At 71.1% G+C, this 13,050-nt stretch carries 15 protein-coding genes; 6 read left to right on the top strand and 9 right to left on the bottom strand.

Annotation, left to right across the window (positions count from 1 at the left end; genetic code table 11):
• Positions 1 to 20 precede the first annotated feature (20 nt).
• Positions 21 to 1,850 (bottom strand): glycoside hydrolase family 15 protein, encoded by a 1,830-nt coding sequence (locus AC5L30_RS08430; protein WP_494866340.1) that lies wholly within the window; start codon positions 1,848 to 1,850, stop codon positions 21 to 23.
• 109 nt (positions 1,851 to 1,959) lie between these two features.
• Here AC5L30_RS08430 and AC5L30_RS08425 point away from each other — a divergent pair, with 109 nt between their 5' ends.
• Positions 1,960 to 2,547 carry a YflT domain-containing protein gene (locus tag AC5L30_RS08425; RefSeq protein ID WP_494866339.1) on the top strand — a complete coding sequence of 196 codons (588 nt, stop codon included), beginning with the start codon at positions 1,960 to 1,962 and terminating at the stop codon, positions 2,545 to 2,547.
• Positions 2,548 to 2,598: 51 nt separating this feature from the next.
• Here the strand turns inward: AC5L30_RS08425 and AC5L30_RS08420 are convergent, their stop codons facing one another.
• The 3 genes from AC5L30_RS08420 to AC5L30_RS08410 all read right to left on the bottom strand — a co-directional run bounded on the left by AC5L30_RS08420 (position 2,599) and on the right by AC5L30_RS08410 (position 4,228).
• Positions 2,599 to 2,925 carry a DUF6506 family protein gene (locus AC5L30_RS08420; RefSeq protein ID WP_494866338.1) on the bottom strand — a complete coding sequence of 109 codons (327 nt, stop codon included), beginning with the start codon at positions 2,923 to 2,925 and terminating at the stop codon, positions 2,599 to 2,601.
• Between the two features lie 97 nt (positions 2,926 to 3,022).
• A complete protein-coding gene (locus AC5L30_RS08415; RefSeq protein ID WP_494866337.1) occupies positions 3,023 to 3,625 on the bottom strand; it encodes a DUF1684 domain-containing protein in 603 nt (200 codons plus the stop codon).
• Between the two features lie 33 nt (positions 3,626 to 3,658).
• On the bottom strand, positions 3,659 to 4,228 hold the full coding sequence (locus tag AC5L30_RS08410) for a TetR/AcrR family transcriptional regulator (protein ID WP_494866336.1): 570 nt from the start codon (positions 4,226 to 4,228) through the stop codon (positions 3,659 to 3,661).
• A gap of 60 nt (positions 4,229 to 4,288) precedes the next feature.
• Between AC5L30_RS08410 and AC5L30_RS08405 the strand changes: the two genes are divergently transcribed.
• The gene (locus tag AC5L30_RS08405) at positions 4,289 to 4,777 is read left to right on the top strand and encodes an FBP domain-containing protein (protein WP_494866335.1); all 489 of its coding nucleotides are present in this window, start codon (positions 4,289 to 4,291) and stop codon (positions 4,775 to 4,777) included.
• Positions 4,778 to 4,829: 52 nt separating this feature from the next.
• Here AC5L30_RS08405 and AC5L30_RS08400 read toward each other — a convergent pair whose 3' ends face one another.
• Positions 4,830 to 5,363 (bottom strand): GNAT family N-acetyltransferase, encoded by a 534-nt coding sequence (locus AC5L30_RS08400; RefSeq protein ID WP_494866334.1) that lies wholly within the window; start codon positions 5,361 to 5,363, stop codon positions 4,830 to 4,832.
• A gap of 157 nt (positions 5,364 to 5,520) precedes the next feature.
• On the opposite strand from AC5L30_RS08400, the gene AC5L30_RS08395 reads away from it, so the two are divergent.
• On the top strand, positions 5,521 to 6,003 hold the full coding sequence (locus tag AC5L30_RS08395) for a MarR family winged helix-turn-helix transcriptional regulator (protein WP_494866333.1): 483 nt from the start codon (positions 5,521 to 5,523) through the stop codon (positions 6,001 to 6,003).
• Between the two features lie 11 nt (positions 6,004 to 6,014).
• Positions 6,015 to 7,001: a pirin family protein gene (locus tag AC5L30_RS08390; protein WP_494866332.1), complete on the top strand. Its 987-nt coding sequence runs from the start codon at positions 6,015 to 6,017 to the stop codon at positions 6,999 to 7,001.
• Positions 7,002 to 7,064: 63 nt separating this feature from the next.
• On the opposite strand, the gene AC5L30_RS08385 is transcribed toward AC5L30_RS08390, so the two are convergent.
• On the bottom strand, positions 7,065 to 7,193 hold the full coding sequence (locus tag AC5L30_RS08385) for a hypothetical protein (protein ID WP_256441970.1): 129 nt from the start codon (positions 7,191 to 7,193) through the stop codon (positions 7,065 to 7,067).
• A 133-nt stretch (positions 7,194 to 7,326) separates the two neighbouring features.
• Here AC5L30_RS08385 and AC5L30_RS08380 point away from each other — a divergent pair, with 133 nt between their 5' ends.
• Positions 7,327 to 8,916 carry a phospholipase D family protein gene (locus tag AC5L30_RS08380; protein WP_494866331.1) on the top strand — a complete coding sequence of 530 codons (1,590 nt, stop codon included), beginning with the start codon at positions 7,327 to 7,329 and terminating at the stop codon, positions 8,914 to 8,916.
• Here the strand turns inward: AC5L30_RS08380 and AC5L30_RS08375 are convergent.
• Positions 8,865 to 9,614 (bottom strand): hypothetical protein, encoded by a 750-nt coding sequence (locus AC5L30_RS08375; protein ID WP_494866330.1) that lies wholly within the window; start codon positions 9,612 to 9,614, stop codon positions 8,865 to 8,867. The two genes, AC5L30_RS08380 and AC5L30_RS08375, sit on opposite strands and share 52 nt — an antisense overlap.
• A gap of 378 nt (positions 9,615 to 9,992) precedes the next feature.
• On the opposite strand from AC5L30_RS08375, the gene AC5L30_RS08370 reads away from it, so the two are divergent.
• The gene (locus AC5L30_RS08370; RefSeq protein WP_091401616.1) at positions 9,993 to 10,817 is read left to right on the top strand and encodes a SigB/SigF/SigG family RNA polymerase sigma factor; all 825 of its coding nucleotides are present in this window, start codon (positions 9,993 to 9,995) and stop codon (positions 10,815 to 10,817) included.
• A 115-nt stretch (positions 10,818 to 10,932) separates the two neighbouring features.
• On the opposite strand, the gene AC5L30_RS08365 is transcribed toward AC5L30_RS08370, so the two are convergent.
• Both AC5L30_RS08365 and AC5L30_RS08360 read right to left on the bottom strand, forming a co-directional pair.
• Positions 10,933 to 11,523, bottom strand: coding sequence for a GNAT family N-acetyltransferase (locus AC5L30_RS08365; protein WP_494866329.1), 591 nt, complete (start codon positions 11,521 to 11,523; stop codon positions 10,933 to 10,935).
• Positions 11,520 to 13,031, bottom strand: a complete 1,512-nt coding sequence (locus AC5L30_RS08360) for an APC family permease (RefSeq protein ID WP_494866328.1) — start codon at positions 13,029 to 13,031, stop codon at positions 11,520 to 11,522. The genes AC5L30_RS08365 and AC5L30_RS08360 overlap by 4 nt, the downstream gene beginning before the upstream one ends.
• Between the last annotated feature and the right edge of the window lie 19 nt (positions 13,032 to 13,050).

Below are 13,050 nucleotides of genomic sequence, written 5' to 3'. Positions count from 1 at the left end.
GATCTGGGCGAAAGTCCGGGTCAGGGGCGCACCGGAGAGAAGTACGCCGGAGGCATTCCGCACTGACGCAGCGTCGGGTCCCGCTCGACGTCGGTCAGCACACCGGCGGCGTTGATCAAGCCGATGTGGGAGAACGCCTGGGGAAAGTTGCCCAGCTGCTCCCCGGTCAGCGGGTCGATCTGCTCGGCGAACAGGCCGAGGTCGTTGACCCGCTCCGCCAACCCCCGGAACAACTCGTGCGCCCGGTCCCGCTCCCCGGCCAGCGCCAGGCAACAGACCAGCCAGAACGAGCAGATCAGGAACCCCGCCGGGTCGCCGTCCCACCGCCGCAGCAGGCCGCCGTGGGAGAGCCGCTGCTCCACCGCGCGGGTCGTCGAACGCATCCGCGGGTCGTCGGCCCGCAGGAAGCCGACCAGCGGCATCACCAGCACCGACGCGTCCAGGTCGTCGGATTCGAAACTACCGGTGTACGACTGGAGCCGTTCGTTCCAGCCCCGCTCGAGCACCTCCGCGCGCACCGCGTCGCGGGCAGCCGCCCAGCGGGCCACGTCCTGCGGCTCGCCGAGCTTGTCACCGAAGCGGACCGCCCGGTCCAGGGCGACCCAGCACTGCACCTTCGAGGACACATGGTGGTGCTGGATGCCGCGCTCCTCCCACATGCCCGCGTCGGGCAACGACCAGTCCCGTTCGGCCTGGTCGGCGAGCACCCGCAGCACGTGGCGCACCTCCGGGCCCAGCGGCTCCAACTTGTCGCGCATCAACCAGGCGGCATCCATCGCCTCGCCGAAGATGTCGGTCTGCCGCTGCTGCCAGGCATTGTTGCCGATCACCACCGGTGGGTTGCCACGGTAGCCACCGAGCTGTTCCAGGCGGTGCTCGGTGAGGTCCCGCTCCCCCAGCACCCCGTACATGATGGGCGCCGGCTTGTCGTCGATGCGGCCCATCGCCCGGCCCAACCAGGCGAACTGCCGTTGCACCTCGTCCAGGCACGCCGTCCGCCACAGCGCCCGCAGGGTCAGGCTGAAGTCGCGCACCCAGACGTAGCGGTAGTCGTAGTTGCGGTCCCCGCCAAGTTTCTCCGGCAGCGAGGTGGTCACCGAGGCCACCACCGCGCCGCTGGGCCGGTACGTCATGCCCTGCACCACCAGCCGGCTGCGCCGCACCTGCTCGGCGTAGAGCCCGTCGTATTCGTGCTCGTCCGCCCAGGACCGCCAGCCGGCCACCGTGTCGGCGATGGTCTGGTCGGCGTCCGGCACCTCGGGCAGCGGGGCGTCGTAGGTCGGGGCGTACCCGAGGGTGAAGTTGTGTTTCGTGCCGGCGCGGGCGATGAACGTCCCGGTGGCCTCGCCGTCGCCGGCGGTCAACCGCATGCTGCCGCGCAGGGTGAGTCGGGCGGCCCCGGCGATGGCCTCCAGCATGTCCTCCCGCTCGATCAGGTACGCGATGGTGCGGCCGTACTCGAAGCGCGGCCGGTAGTGCACCCGCATCGGCACCGCGCCGGACAGCCCTTCCACCGAACGGACCAGCACCTGCGGCGAGTGCAGTCCGATGTCGTGACCGCGTGAGCCGGGCTCCAAGGCGAGCGCGTCGGTCAGCGCGACCTTCCCCTGCGCGGTGTGGAAGACCGTCCGCAGCACCAGGGTTTCGTCGAGGTAGCAGCGTTCGACGCGGTAGTCGCCCTCGGGCTGGATTGACCAGTGCCCGGCGCCGTCGTCGAGCAGCCGCCCGAACACCGACGGGGCGTCGAAGCGGCCCGGGCACCACCAGTTCACCGAGCCCGAGGCGTCCACCAGCGCCGCGCTGCGGCCGTCGGCGAGGAAGCCGTAGTCGCTGATCTGTCCGCTCTCCACCTGACTGGCTACCCGGGTAGTCCGCGCCCATTCCCTCCTGCCCGACGGCGGACACCGGTTACCGGTCGGCCTGGAGGGGAACGCGGGGAGCTGACGAGGGAGGATGCTCATGACGTCAGCTTCGGGGCCGACCGCCGCCTGGCGGTCCGGCACACAGGGTGGCGACCTGCTTCCATCCGGGCCGGCCGGCCGCCTGTCGACACCGGCCGGGGACGGCCACGGTCCGGAGACCGGCCCGCCGACCGTGACGATCGGCTCGTACCCGGACTATCCGACCGCGCAGCGGGTCGTCGACTACCTGGCCGACAACCGTTTCCCGGTGGAGCACAGCGCCATCGTCGGCACCAACCTCACCCTGGTGGAGACGGTGCTCGGGCGAATGACCACCGGTCGAGCCGGCCTGCTCGGCGCCGGCACCGGCGCCTGGTTCGGGCTCTTCATCGGCCTGTTGTTCGGCATCTTCACCGTCGGCAACTGGCTGGCGGTGATCCTGGTCGGACTGGTCATCGGTGCGATCTGGGGTGCCGTGTTCGGCGCGGTCGCGCACGCGATGACGGGCGGGCAGCGCGACTTCACCTCGGCCAGCTCACTGCGCGCCGGCCAGTACGCGGTCACCGTCGACGCACAGCTCGCCGACCAGGCGCGACAGCTGCTCGGCCGGATGCAGATGTCCAGCTCGGCGGGGAACGCCCGCTGAGCCATGACCGACGGCCGTCCCGGCAGCACGCCGGGGCGGCCGATTCGTCGTTCAACCAGGTGGGGACGGGTCAGCCTCGAACAGTTCGCCGTACCGCGTGGCACCGCGCACCGAGTCCACCGCGAACGTGACGTGCCCGACCGGCACCCGCCCGCCGACGGCCTCGGCCACCCGTGCCGCTGCCGCCAGCGCGAACCCACCGCACAGCTCGATCAGCGCGACCCCCTCGGCCAGCAGGTCCACCGCCACGGCGGGGGCCATCGCCGGGTCCGGCACGGGCACGAGATAGGTGCGTTGGCCGCCGCGGTCCAGAACGACCCGGTCACCGAGGGGGTCGCTGCCCGGGTGCTCATAGATGTACGCCCAGCTGACCGTCATCAGACGACTCCTCCTCGCGAACCGCTACCATCGACCGACCGTATGCGTTGAACGCGACTTGAGGTCAAGCCGACGCGAGGTCACGACATTCAGTCGATCAAGAACCGTGGTCGTGGGTCTGGTACGCCAGCTCGCCGGCACGGATCTCGACGTCGACCCGGTTCTCCGGTGGTGCCAGGGGGCAGGCCCAGCGGTCGTCGTAGGCGCAGCTCGGGTTGTAGAGGTAGTTGGCGTCCAGCCGGACCCGGTCGCCGGGCAGCAGCTCGACGCCCCGGCCGAAGGTGCCTTTCACCGTGTCGGTGAGGTACCGGCCTCCGCCGTAGCTCTCCCGCCCGCAGGTGCCGTCGCGCAGCGGAACGAAGAGCCCGCCCCCGTACGCCTCGATCCACCACAGGGTCAGCGACCCCCACGGTGTTTCGGCCACCGCCACCCTCCGGTACGCGACCACCCCGTCCGGACCCCCGGTGTCGATGCGCAGCTCGCCGCTGGCCGGACGCAGGGGCGCTTCGACCACGGCCTCGGCATTGGGCGGGAAGTAGCGCACTCCGGCGAAGCCGGGCCGCTCCGCCACGGGGATCGGGCTCTGCGGGTGGGTGGCGAAGAGTTCGTCGCGGCCGGCGCGGAAGCCGGCCAGGTCGACGTCGGACAGGTACAGCCGGGCGATCCGCTCCCGCCAGTCGGCCAACTCCAGATCATCCACGGCACCGAGCCTATGCCGTGACGTTGTGGCAGCTCAGCGCGACGGCCAGTTGGTGAGGACGGCGTCGAGAGCGTCGAGGGTGCGCGACCACGAGTCGTCCGTGGGGCGCGGGGTGTGCCGGAAGCCGCCGCTGCGCTCCAGGCTCACGAACCCGTGGAACGTGCTGTGCATCATCCGCACCGCGTCGGTCTGGTCGGGCTCGGAGAGCCGGTAGCCGCGCAGGATGGCCCGGGTCATCTCGGCGTGCCGGACGCCCGCGCTCGCGGCGGCGATCTCCGGCTCGAGGTCGATCTGCATGGCGGCGTAGCGGCCCGGGTGCTCTCGCGCGTAGTCGCGGTACGCGTTGGCGAAGGCCACCAACGCGTCCTTGCCGGCGCGGCCGGCGAGCGCGGCGGCGACCTGGTCGGCCAGCTCCGCCAGCGCCAGCAGGGCGATCCTGACCCGCAGGTCGTGCGCGTTCCTGAGGTGAAAGTACAGGCTGGCGTCCTTCACCCCGAACTGGCGTGCGAGCGCGGCGACCGTGACGTTCTCCACGCCCACCTCGTCGGCCAGCTCGGCCGCGGCCAGCGTCAGGCGTTCGACGGTCACCCCTGCGCGTGCCATCCACCACACTCCAAACCTAGCTACGTTAATGATTTGCCTAGTGAGGCTAGGCTACTACCTATGTTGGCCCTGACCGAATCCGTCATCCGCGCGTCCTTCGTCAATTGCAGCCGGGGCGAGGCGAAGCGGCTGGCCGTACCGAACGATCTTGAGATGCGACCCTGGGACGACCTCGACTTTCTCGGCTGGCGGGATCCCTCCGCGCCGCAGCGGGCCTACCTGGTCGCCGAGACCGACGGCAAGCTTGCCGGGGTGGTGCTGCGGGCCGCGGCGCACCGGACGGGGCGCGTGCGGCACAGCATGTGCTCGTTCTGCCTGACCACGCACCTCGGCGGTGGCGTCTCGTTGATGACTGCCCCCAAGGCCGGTCCGAGCGGGCGGCAGGGCGATTCCGTGGGCACGTACCTGTGCTCCGACCTGGCCTGCTCGCTGTATCTGCGGGGGAAGAAGCACGCCGGGCCCCCCGCGCCCGAGCCTCTGCCCCTGCCGCAGAGGATCGACCGCGTCAGGACCGCCCTCGCGGCGTTCCTCCGCAAGGTCACCGAGTGACGGTTCGAGGCGAGCGGCGGGGCCGGGGCCGAAGCGTGTTCGGACCTCGGCCCTAGCGGTCGGTGGCCAGGCGGGCGTGCAGGTGCTCGTCGTAGCGGCGGCCGTCGCCGTACCGGTACGACTCGCGCAGGGTCCCCTCGGCCGGGTAGCCGGCGCGATCGGCGACCCGGCAGGACGCCGGGTTGGCCACCGCGTGACACAGCTCCACCCGGTGCAGCCCGAGGTCCGCGAACGCCCACTCGGTGAGCCGGACGACGGAGCGCACCGCCACCCGGCGGCCCCGCGCCGCGGGCACCGTCCAGTAGCCGATGGACGCGTCGCCGTCGTGGATGCGGTGCAGCGACACCGAGCCGAGCAGTTCACCGTCGGCCGCCGCGGTGACCGCCATCGAGGCGTGACCGCCGGTGGACCAGTCGGCCCGGCGGCGCACCCAGAGCAGCGCGACCTCGTCGTCGATCGGGCCGCCGCCCTGCGGGTTCCACTGGGCGATCGCCGGGTCCCGGAGGGCGTCGCGCACCGCCGGGGCGTCCTCGTCTCGCCAGGGGCGCAGCAACAGGTCGCCGGCGGCGAGTTCCACGTGTTCCACGAGGCCGGAGTCTGGCACAACCTGTGGCCCCCGCGCCGCCGGATTAGCGCGGACTTTCTTCAAAGCTGCACGATCCCACCGCCAGAGCGCGAGAAGGTGACCCAGGCAACGCTAAACCGCATTATTTAAATTTTGAAAGAGTGCTATCGTCATCGGCATGACCGAGAGCCTGGACAGCACCCGAGAGGCCGCCTGGCGCGCCTACATCGAGGCCAGCCAGCGTCTCTACACCCAGCTGGAAGAGGACCTGCGGGTCGACAGCGACCTCAGCTTCGCCGACTACCACGTGCTGGTCCTGCTCTCCGAGGCACCCGGCCAGCGGCTACGGATGGGCGAGCTGGCCAGCAGGTTGATCTTCTCGCCCAGCCGCCTCACCTACCAGGTCTCCTCCATGCAGCGTCGTGGCCTGGTCAGCAAGGAGCCCTGCCCAAACGACCGGCGCGGCAGCGAGGCGGTCCTCACCGCCGCCGGGCTGCTCGCCCTGCGGGAAGCCGCACCCCACCATCTGGCGTCGGTGCGCACCCACCTGATGGACGACCTCGACGACGCCGAGGTCGCCTGCCTCACCCGGGTCTTCGACCGGCTCGGCGAGCGCCTGCGGGCATCGCGGGTCAGCTCGACCACCCCTGCCTCACGTTAGGAGCCCTCGACATGCCCGCGATCACCGTCGACAACGTTCTGGTCCTGCCCCGCCTGCCTCGACTCGACGAGGCCACCACGATCCGCCCGGTCCGCACGGTGACCACGGCGCCCAGCGGCTTCGAGGGTGAGGGCTTCCCGGTCCGTCGCGCCTTCGCCGGGGTGTCGACCACCGACCTGGACCCGTTCATCCACCTCGACCAGATGGGCGAGGTGGACTACGCGCCGGGCGAGCCCAAGGGCACCCCGTGGCACCCGCACCGCGGCTTCGAGACCGTCACGTACATCATCGACGGCGTCTTCGACCACCAGGACTCCAACGGCGGTGGCGGCACCATCACCGACGGTGACACCCAGTGGATGACGGCCGGCAGCGGCCTGCTGCACATCGAGGCGCCGCCGGAGCACCTGGTGGTGAGCGGCGGGCTCTTCCACGGCACCCAACTGTGGGTCAACCTGCCCCGCTCGGCCAAGATGAACCCGCCCCGCTACCAGGACATCCGGGGTCGGGAGTCGGCGCTGCTCACCACGCCCGACGGTGGCGCGCTGATCCGGGTCATCGCCGGTGAGGTCGCCGGGCACCGTGGCCCGGGCTCGACCTTCACCCCGATCACCATTACCCACGTCACCGTGCAGCCGGGCGCGCAGGTCGACCTGCCCTGGCGGCCCGACTTCAACGCCCTGGTGTACGTGCTGGGCGGTCGCGGCACGGTCGGCGCCGACCGGCGGCCGGTGCGTACCGGCCAGCTCGCGGTGCACGGCCCGGGTGACGCGCTGCGGTTCAGCGCCGACACCACCCAGGACAGCAACACCCCGGCGCTGGACCTCTACATCATGGGTGGTCAGCCGATCCGGGAGCCGGTGGCACAGTACGGCCCGTTCGTGATGAACACCCGCGACGAGCTACTCAAGGCGTTCGAGGACTTCCAGGCCGGCCGCCTCGGCGTCATCCCCACCGAGCGGCTCCCGCACACCGGCGGCCAGGGCACCCGGCCCTGACCACGGTCGACCGCTGAGCTCGGCGCCGACGCCTCCGGTTCACCCGGGGGCGTCGGCGCCGCCTCAGGAGACCGCAAAAATCCCGGCGACTCCCAGAATCACCATCACCAACACCGCTACCAGCGCACCCCGTTCGCTCTCCACCGCCGGCTCGCGGTTCTCGGTCACGGGATTCGTCGTGTCGCGGGGCATGGTGTGGCCTCCTCGGCTCTGTCGCGTCGCTTCCGATGGCGTTGGCCAGGTCACTGCTCTGTCGGCCTGGCGTGCGGACCCGCGTCGGGGGTCCTACCGTGAGGACGTTGCCGACCTCCAGGGGGGCTGGACGGTGCCGTTGCAGGACTGGTTTCTCACCGCAGAGGAACGCGCCAACCCGGTCTCTGGGATACCCGTATGGACCACGGGAAACCTCGCCGAGCCGTTGATTCACGGCGCCGCGTATTTCGACCGACTGGTCGAGGAGGTCGAGGCCCTGGGCCGTGGCGACCACCTGTTCTTCACCGACTGGCGGGGTGACCCGGACCAGCGACTGCGCCCGGACGGTCCGACCGTGGCCCAACTCTTCGCGCAGGCCGCGCAGCGCGGTGTGGTGGTCAAGGGGTTGATCTGGCGCTCGCACCTCGACGTCCTGGCCTACAGCGAGGCGGAGAACCGCGACCTCAGCGAGACGATCTCGGCCGCCGGCGGGGAGGTGCTGCTGGACCAACGGGTCCGCCGCGGTGGCTCGCACCATCAGAAGCTCGTGGTGCTGCGGCACCTGGGCGAGCCCGAGCGGGACGTCGCCTTCGCCGGCGGGATCGACCTGTGCCACAGCCGCCGCGATGACGCCGCGCACCACGGCGACCCGCAGCCGGTGCAGATGTCCCCCCGGTACGGGCCCACTCCGCCCTGGCACGACGTGCAGCTCGCGGTGCGCGGTCCGGTGGTCGGCGCGTTGGACACCCTCTTTCGGGAACGCTGGACCGACCCGATGCCGCTGGACTCGGAGAACCCGATGGCCTACCTGCGGGATCGACTGCGCGCCTCGGACCTGCGCCCCGACCCGCTGCCCGAGCAACCGGCCGACCCGCCGGCCTGCGGTCCGCACCAGATCCAGGTGCTGCGCACCTATCCCGCCGTCCGTCCCCGCTACTCGTTCGCACCGAACGGCGAGCGGACCGTGGCCCGGGGTTACACCAAGGCGGTACGCCGGGCCCGCCGACTCATCTACCTGGAGGATCAGTACCTCTGGTCGGCCGAGGTCGCGGACCTGTTCGCGCACGCGCTGCGGGAGAACCCGGACCTGCACCTGATCGCCGTCGTCCCCCGCCACCCGGACGTGGACGGCAAGCTGGCGTTGCCGCCGAACATGGTCGGGCGCGAGCAGGCGCTGTCGCTGTGTGAGCGGGCGGCACCGGACCGGGTGCACGTGTTCGACGTGGAGAACCACGCGGGCGACCCGGTCTACGTGCACGCGAAGGTCTGTGTGGTCGACGACGTCTGGGCCAGCGTGGGCAGCGACAACTTCAATCGACGATCCTGGACCCACGACAGCGAGTTGTCCTGCGCGGTGCTCGACGACACCCCGGACCAGCGGGAGCCCACCGACCCCGCGGGGCGGGGCGACGGCGCGCGGAGCTTCGCCCGGGACCTGCGACTGCGGCTGTGGCGCGAGCACCTGGACCGTGACCCGGACGGCGCGGACGACGCCGACCTGCTGGAGCCGGCGGACGCCGTCGCGGCCGTCACGGCAGCCGCGGACGCGCTACAGCAGTGGTACGACGACGGCCAGGTGGGAGAACGGCCGCCCGGGCGGCTGCGCCCGCACCGCCCCGAGCGGCTGCCGTGGTACACCCGGGCCTGGGCGCTGCCGGTGTACCGGCTGGTCTACGACCCGGACGGCAGGCCGCTGCGGGCGAGACTCGCCGGCACCTGGTGAAGCGGCCGGGCCGGCTCCGGCGTGGCGACCGCGTGCACGCTCAGCCCGCCGGGGTAGGCGAACGACGAGCGCGGTGAGTAGTAGCCGAACACGATGGTCAGCGGGTTCGCCGGACGCAGCGCGTACATCGGGTGGCCGGGCTGGAGGAACTCGACCGACTCGATCTCGAACGGGGCGACCGGCTCGGCGACGAACGGGTAGGCCGAGCTGAGCAGCTGGCCGTCGCGCCGGGTGAAGTAGCGGTGGTGCCCGCTGCTGATCACGTGCCCGGTCTCCCCCACCCGACACCGGGCCCGGATCAACGGTGTGCCGTCGATCTCCGTCTCGGAGAGCAGGTCCTCGCCGGTCACCTCGATCCGGGTGCGCCCGGCGAGCACCGGGGCGCCGCGGGCGACAGCGTACTCACGGACCCGCCGGCTGGAGGCCACGTAGTGGGTCCACCAGCCACCCGGGTTGAGGCCGCCGGGCGCGTCGACGCCCACCAGCGAGACGCCGAGGTAGGTCAGCGAGTACGCGCCGAAGCCGGAGGTCTGCGTCTCGTCGTCGACGATGTACTGGTTGAGGAAGACCTGCCGGTCGGGGCGGGGGCAGAGCCCCGGAGGGACCAGTGCGGCGACCGCGTCAGGATCCGCCGGCAGCCAGCTGAAGTAGAGGGTGCGACTGTTCACGACGAGCTGGGGAGCGGCTGGATCGAGCACGGTGCCTCCGAACCGGGTGTGTACACGCGACGCTACGGCCGGTCCCGCCAGCGGGACAAGGACGGATAGTCGACACTCCTGGCGACTTGTCGGATTTCATGTTGACCAGTCGACGCGACCGGGGGGCCGATCAAGCCGGACCGGTCGGACGACCGGTCAGCGGCCCGCAGCCGGAAAACCGGGTAAGGATCCTCACAGCCACCCCAACTTCCGCGTCATTTACCCCTTTTGTGGTTCAACACGCCTTAAGTACATCAACCTTTCGGCTAGATTTCGGGGAGACGATCAGGTTAAGGTGACTCCCGAACGGCCTATTGGAAGCTAAACCAAAGCGTCACGTCTTTTTCGTCAGCGGACGAGGTGCAGGGAGGACCACCCATGACCGCGCCAACGATCACCGAGCAGCCGAGCGCCGCCGTCAAGGCCACCACCAAGCTCGACCCGCGCGCTCTCACCGACAGCGCCGCCGACCTGCTCAACGCGATGGCCGCACTGCCCGCCAACCACCCGTCGCGCGCCGCCCTGCGGGACCGGGCGATCGAGGCCTGGCTGCCGCTCGCCAACCACCTGGCCCACCGCTACAGCGGGCGCGGCGAGCCGAACGACGACCTGGCGCAGACCGCCGCCATCGGCCTGATCAAGGCCATCGACAAGTTCGACCCCGAGCGCGGTGTCGACTTCGCCGGTTACGCGATCCCCACCATCATCGGCGAACTCAAGCGGCACTTCCGGGACCGCACCTGGGACATCCGGGTGCCCCGCCGGCTCCAGGAGCTGCGGCTGGCCATCTCCGACGCCAACAGCTCGCTCCTGCAGACCCTCGGCCGCTCGCCGACGGTCGCCGACATCGCCGCGCACCTCAAGCTCACCGAGGAAGAGGTGCTGGAGGGCCTGGAGGGCGCCCGCGCGTACAACGCCGTGTCGCTGTCCACCCCGACCGGCGACGGCGAGCGCGCCACCGAGCTGGGCGACATGCTCGGCGGCGAGGACAGCGAGTTCGAGCTGGCCGAGCTGCGGGTCGCCCTCGGCCCGGCACTGGCCACCCTCGACGAGCGCGAGCAGAAGATCCTCACGCTGCGCTTCTACGGCAACCTGACCCAGTCGCAGATCGCCGACCAGATCGGTGTCTCGCAGATGCACGTCTCGCGGCTGCTGACCCGGGCGTTGACCAAGCTGCGCGGCCAGCTCGACGGCACGTACTGACCAGTTCACGAGTGGAGGGCCGGGTCCGTGGACCCGGCCCTCCTCGCTGTCCACGTTGTCACGTGAGCGTGACAGCGCGGCCACGGTGCGTGCTGGCCGCGGCGACCCGTCCGGCTCAGTGGCCGACCGGCTCCCGCCACATCGGCCAGAACGGCGTGCCGTCCGGCACCCGGAACGGCTCGCCGGCCAGGTAGCCGTGCTTCGCGTACAGGTCCCGGCTGCGCGGGCTGCTCGCCTCCAGGTACGCCGGCATCCCGTTGGCGTCCAGCCAGGCGTGGTGGTGCCGCATCAGCGCGCTACCCAACCCCTGCCCCTGCCGATCCGGCCGGGTCGCCAGGAACGCGAGGTGGTGGTGGTCCGGGTGCGGGTGGTTCGCCGCGAACAGCTCGTCGAGGTGCTGGAACCGGTCGGTCCACTCGCCACAGGCGGCGGCCAGTCGGGCGTCGTAGTCCGCCGGCGGCGGCGCCGGCTCGCCGACCGACGGGAACCAGACCGCGACCGAGGCTCGGTCCGCGGTGGCGTGGACCATCCCGTGCCGCATCGCGTGCTCGACCAGAATCTCGAAGTCCCCGGCCAGCACGGCCTCCCGCTTGCTCGCGTCCGGAACCAACCAGTACGTCACCTCCAGGGCGGTGAACGCCTCGGCGATCCGACCCGCCACGAGGGTGGTCTCCTCCGGCCCGAGCCGCTCGATGACCACGCTCATCGGGTCACCTCCACGGCGGCCGGTGCCTCCGGCTTCACGACGGCGGCGGCGCTCGCCGCACCCAGGCCGATCCGGGCGTACGTGTCCGGACGGTTGCTGCGCAACAGCAGGGCCCAGCCGATGCCCAGCAGGGCAGCCACCGGGTACGCGGCCGGCAGCGCCCAGCGCAGCGTCGAGTCCGGCGCGACGCCGAGCAGGTTGGCGAAGTTCGACACGGCCAACCAGATGATCACGAAGAGCGCGATGGTGGCCAGGCCGGGTGCGATGGCCCGTCGCCAGAGATTCTCGCCACCGGCGGAGCGGGCGAAGTAGGCCATCACCGCCACCGAGGTGGTGGCGATCAGCAGCAGGACGCCGAAGCCGCCGGTGGTGCCGACCCAGAAGAACAGCTGGACCACCGGATCCCATCCGTTGACCGCGTACAGCAGGATGACCAGCAGGCCGAGAGCGCTCTGCGCCACCGAGGCGGCCCGCGGCGCCCCGCTACGGGCCGAGGTCTGCCCGAACACCGCCGGCAGCACCCGCTCCCGACCGAGCGCGAACGTGTAGCGGGCCGTGGTGTTGTGGAACGAGATCATCGCGGCCAGCACCGAGGTCAGGAAGAGCACCTGCCCGATGGTGACCGCGGTGTCGCCGAGCTGCGCGGCGGCCAGGTTGAAGATCAGCCCGACGCTCTGCTCGCCGGCCTCGGCGACGATCTGGTCCTGCCCGACGGCGACCGTCATGGTCCAGGACGACAGCGCGTACAGCCCGGCGATGATCGCCACCGAGAGGTAGGTGGCCAGCGGCACCGTCCGCTTCGGGTCCTTGCTCTCCTCACTGAAGACCACCGCCGACTCGAAGCCGACGAAGCCGAGGACGGCCAGCACCAGCACCGCGCCGACACCCGGCACGAAGAGGTTGTCCGGCGAGAACGAGGCGAAGCTGACCTGACCGTCGGCCGGGTTGCCGATCTGTCCCAGGTCGAAGACGAGGACCACGACGATCTCGGCGACCAGCAGCGCGGCCAGGACCATGCCGTTGAGGTCGACCCGGAGCAGGCCGAGCAGGCCGACCAACGCCCACGCCACCAGCGCCACAACGGCCCAGTGCGGGTGCCCGCCGAAGAGCCGGTCGAGCACCGGCTCGGCCGCCACACCGATGGTGCCGTACAGCCCGACCTGCAGCGCGTTGTACGCGATCAGCGCGACCCAGGCGGCGCCCACGCCGGCCGGTCGGCCGAGCCCTCGGGAGATGTAGGCGTAGAAGGCCCCGGCGTTCTCCACCCGGCGGGACATCGCCACGTAACCCACCGAGAAGAGCGCGAGCACCGCGGCGACCAGCAGGAAGGCCAGCGGGATTCCGGTCACCCCGATGACGCCGTAGCCGGTGGTGACGACGCCGGCCACCACGGTCAACGGCGCGGCGGCGGAGAGGACGAAGAAGATCACCGAGGGGATGCCGAGACGGCCTCGGGCCAGGGCTTCGGAGACGTTGCTGGGTCGGTCGACTGTCGATGTCGGGGGCATACGACTACTCCGATTGACG

It is taken from the genome of Micromonospora sp. BQ32 (assembly GCF_059358895.1).
Note: the sequence above shows the minus strand (reverse complement) of the source record. Positions and strands in the feature narration are given on the sequence as shown.

Bases quoted from the DNA above. Each gene is read 5' to 3' on its own strand.
- AC5L30_RS08425 (WP_494866339.1), top strand. From the start codon at position 1,960: ATGACGTCAGCTTCGGGGCCGACCGCCGCCTGGCGGTCCGGCACACAG.
- AC5L30_RS08370 (WP_091401616.1), top strand. From the start codon at position 9,993: ATGACCGCGCCAACGATCACCGAGCAGCCGAGCGCCGCCGTCAAGGCC.
- AC5L30_RS08420 (WP_494866338.1), bottom strand. From the start codon at position 2,925: ATGACGGTCAGCTGGGCGTACATCTATGAGCACCCGGGCAGCGACCCC.
- AC5L30_RS08365 (WP_494866329.1), bottom strand. From the start codon at position 11,523: ATGAGCGTGGTCATCGAGCGGCTCGGGCCGGAGGAGACCACCCTCGTG.
- AC5L30_RS08405 (WP_494866335.1), top strand. From the start codon at position 4,289: ATGTTGGCCCTGACCGAATCCGTCATCCGCGCGTCCTTCGTCAATTGC.
- AC5L30_RS08390 (WP_494866332.1), top strand. From the start codon at position 6,015: ATGCCCGCGATCACCGTCGACAACGTTCTGGTCCTGCCCCGCCTGCCT.
- AC5L30_RS08410 (WP_494866336.1), bottom strand. From the start codon at position 4,228: ATGGCACGCGCAGGGGTGACCGTCGAACGCCTGACGCTGGCCGCGGCC.
- AC5L30_RS08385 (WP_256441970.1), bottom strand. From the start codon at position 7,193: ATGCCCCGCGACACGACGAATCCCGTGACCGAGAACCGCGAGCCGGCG.
- AC5L30_RS08360 (WP_494866328.1), bottom strand. From the start codon at position 13,031: ATGCCCCCGACATCGACAGTCGACCGACCCAGCAACGTCTCCGAAGCC.
- AC5L30_RS08395 (WP_494866333.1), top strand. From the start codon at position 5,521: ATGACCGAGAGCCTGGACAGCACCCGAGAGGCCGCCTGGCGCGCCTAC.